Source organism: Ruminococcus sp., assembly GCF_017650195.1.
Lineage (GTDB): Bacteria > Bacillota > Clostridia > Oscillospirales > Ruminococcaceae > Ruminococcus.
Genome location: NZ_JAGCFH010000067.1, coordinates 1 through 2668 on the forward strand (window position 1 = coordinate 1; position 2668 = coordinate 2668).

General features: G+C 41.5%; 4 protein-coding genes. 2 read left to right on the forward strand and 2 right to left on the reverse strand.

Going from position 1 to position 2668, the window contains the following annotated elements; translation table 11 throughout:
• Both J6U00_RS02765 and J6U00_RS02770 read left to right on the forward strand, forming a co-directional pair.
• Window positions 1–206: hypothetical protein (locus tag J6U00_RS02765; RefSeq protein WP_296578531.1), on the forward strand; the 206-nt coding region annotated here is incomplete at its 5' end.
• A gap of 233 nt (window positions 207–439) precedes the next feature.
• A complete protein-coding gene (locus J6U00_RS02770; RefSeq protein WP_296578534.1) occupies window positions 440–649 on the forward strand; it encodes a hypothetical protein in 210 nt (69 codons plus the stop codon).
• A 315-nt stretch (window positions 650–964) separates the two neighbouring features.
• Here the strand turns inward: J6U00_RS02770 and J6U00_RS02775 are convergent, their stop codons facing one another.
• Entirely contained in the window at window positions 965–2191 is a 1227-nt protein-coding gene (locus tag J6U00_RS02775) for an IS256 family transposase (protein WP_296578536.1), read from the reverse strand.
• Between the two features lie 104 nt (window positions 2192–2295).
• A partial coding sequence (locus tag J6U00_RS02780; RefSeq protein WP_296578538.1) for a hypothetical protein occupies window positions 2296–2668 on the reverse strand: 373 nt, incomplete at its 5' end.

Below are 2668 nucleotides of genomic sequence, written 5' to 3' on the forward strand. Positions count from 1 at the left end.
GTATTGGTGTATCAGTACTTCTTACTATACCAATAAATGCAATAATACACAGTGTAACTTCGCTGGATAATTTACGTGCACACGTTCCGTTTGTAGGAGCTGTGATACTTGTAGTAATAAGTATGGTGCTTACGCTTATAGCAGGACTTATCCCTGCTGGAGTTGCAGCACGAAAAGACCCTGTTGTTGCACTGAGAACTGAATAAATTAATAGAAAAAACAGGGATTGTAAAAACTAAGTTTCAATAACGAATATGGGGCCTCGAGAGAGGCCCCATAATTTATCTATATCACGGCAGAATACCCCCGCCTCTAAGCGAAGCGAAAGAGGGGGATGAATGCCGGATTTTTAAAACAAAACTATAGATAATCAGTAAAACACATGCTATAATAGATACACAGGAAATATCCTAAATCTAAAAGGAAGGAGAAAAACCATATGTATCTAACGGTAAAGCAAAAGGTAAAGCATCTGTCAAAGGAAGAGTACAGTATTTTGAGGGAATTGTGTCATACAGCGAAAAATCTTGCAAATGAAGCAATCTACAATGTACGACAGAATTATTTCACAGATGGAGAATACCTGTTATCAGCCAAATTATTTAAAGTAGAAAAGTTCAAATTAAATGAGGGAGAAAAAGCAGCATAGAAAGTGACAGGCAAATTAAATGAGGGAAAATGATCGAATTGAGAGCCGAGCTTTTAACAAGAAAACAGAGACTGCCAAATATAGCGATCTCTGAATTAATGTTGATAAATATATGATCAAATCGACGGGCTCTGCGAAAAAATTACTGTAAATTCAAAAAACTGTGATAAAAACGATATATAGAAGCGGCTTTAAAAATTAGCCGCTTCGATTTTTTACAGTATACAATGGATACTGCAATTTGTCAAGGTTCTTTGGATATCAGCCTGATGGAATGGAGCGTAGCGGAATGGAATCAGGCTGATATCCAGCGGCTCAACCGAGCCTGTCAGGGTACATGATCTCCAACTCGCCTAGTACTTTGCCCCAGTTCCTCAGCGGCATAGTCCATTTCTTAGCTATCTCATGCGTTGCCAGATACAGAGCCTTCAGGAGCGCTGTGTCGCTCGGAAATACGCTTCTCTGTTTGTTCAGACGGCGATAGCCGCTGTTAAGGCTCTCAATAGCATTGGTGGTATAAATGATCTTTCTAACGTTGGATGAAAACTTGAAAATCGGCGATATTACGTCCCAGTTCTTGTACCAGCTCTTCATAGCGTTGGGATAATCGTCCTCCCATTTTTCGCTAACACGGTCGAGTGCTTCAAGAGCAGCATCCTCGGATGGCGCATGGTAGATTGTTTTCAGGTCGTTGGCAAACTCCTTCTTGTTCTTCTCACCGACATATTTCAGCGTGTTTCTTACCTGATGAACAATGCAGCGCTGAAGTTCGGTCTGCGGGAATGCAGCTGATACAGCTTCCTTCATACCTGTCAGTCCGTCTGCGCAGATGACAAGAATATCCTTAACGCCGCGATTTTTCAGCTCGTTAAGGACACCGAGCCAGTACTTGGCACTCTCATTTTCGCCGATATGTATTGAAAGGACTTCCTTATGTCCTGTCATGCTGACAGCAAGAATTACATACGCGGCAAGCTTCCTTATCTGCCCGTTATCGCGCACTGAGAAGTGTACTGCGTCGATGAATACTATCGGGTATACTTCGTCAAGCGGTCTCTTCTGCCATTCCTCTATCTGCGGAAGAAGGCGGTCTGTGATATCAGACACCATACCGTCGCTTACCTCAAAACCGTAGATATCCTCGATAGTTTCACTTATCTGGCGAGTTGTCATGCCCTTAGCGTACAGTGAGATTATCTTCTGCTCAATGCCTGAGATATCCTTCTGACGCTTCTTTACGACCTTTGGCTCAAAGGTGCCGTCACGATCCTGCGGTACTTCAATTTCAGTTTCACCGAAGTTTCCGCGAATCTTCTTGGTTTTCTTACCATTACGATAGTCAGGATTGTCGGAACGCTCATACTCCTGATATCCCAGATGCTCGTCCATTTCGGACTCTAGCATTTCCTGTATAGTTCCTCCGAGAAGGTCTTTGAGGGCATCTTCGATATCCTTTGCCGACTTGATGTCGTATTCCTCAAGCAGCATTCCTATGATGTTCTTCTTGCCCTCGCTCATTGGTTCTCTTTTTCTTCTTGCCATAAAAAATCAGCCTCCTGTGATATTAATTCTATTTTATCACAGTTAGCTGATTTTTTACAGACTTTTTTTCAGAGGCTCAATTTTCTTGAATTTTAGATCGTCTGTTAGTTTGCTTTACTCATGTTTTCAAGCACCTCGTGCCAGTAAACGTATCCGAATAGACGCTTTGAATAATCTTCAAGGAATTCAAGCTTTGCCTTTAAATGTGGGTATTTTTTCAACTCTGCTTCATCTGTATGGAACATTCTACCATCTATAACATCGTATTCCCACAAAAACAGCTGTGCTATAAGTGTGGCCCTGTCTTCCATAGGAGTTACCATGCTGTAATCCGAAATGAAATACGGGAAATTATAATTTATTTCACCATTTGCCAGCGCATTATAGAAAGTAGGTGTTCTGCTGTCAGTTCCTACTTTTTCGATATAGCCGTCAAAATCATAAGAATATATAAATCCATCTGGATTGAGATTTGAC

Excerpts from the sequence above, each read along its gene's own strand:
- J6U00_RS02775 (WP_296578536.1), bottom strand. The coding sequence starts at position 2,191 with ATGGCAAGAAGAAAAAGAGAACCAATGAGCGAGGGCAAGAAGAACATC.
- J6U00_RS02770 (WP_296578534.1), top strand. The coding sequence starts at position 440 with ATGTATCTAACGGTAAAGCAAAAGGTAAAGCATCTGTCAAAGGAAGAG.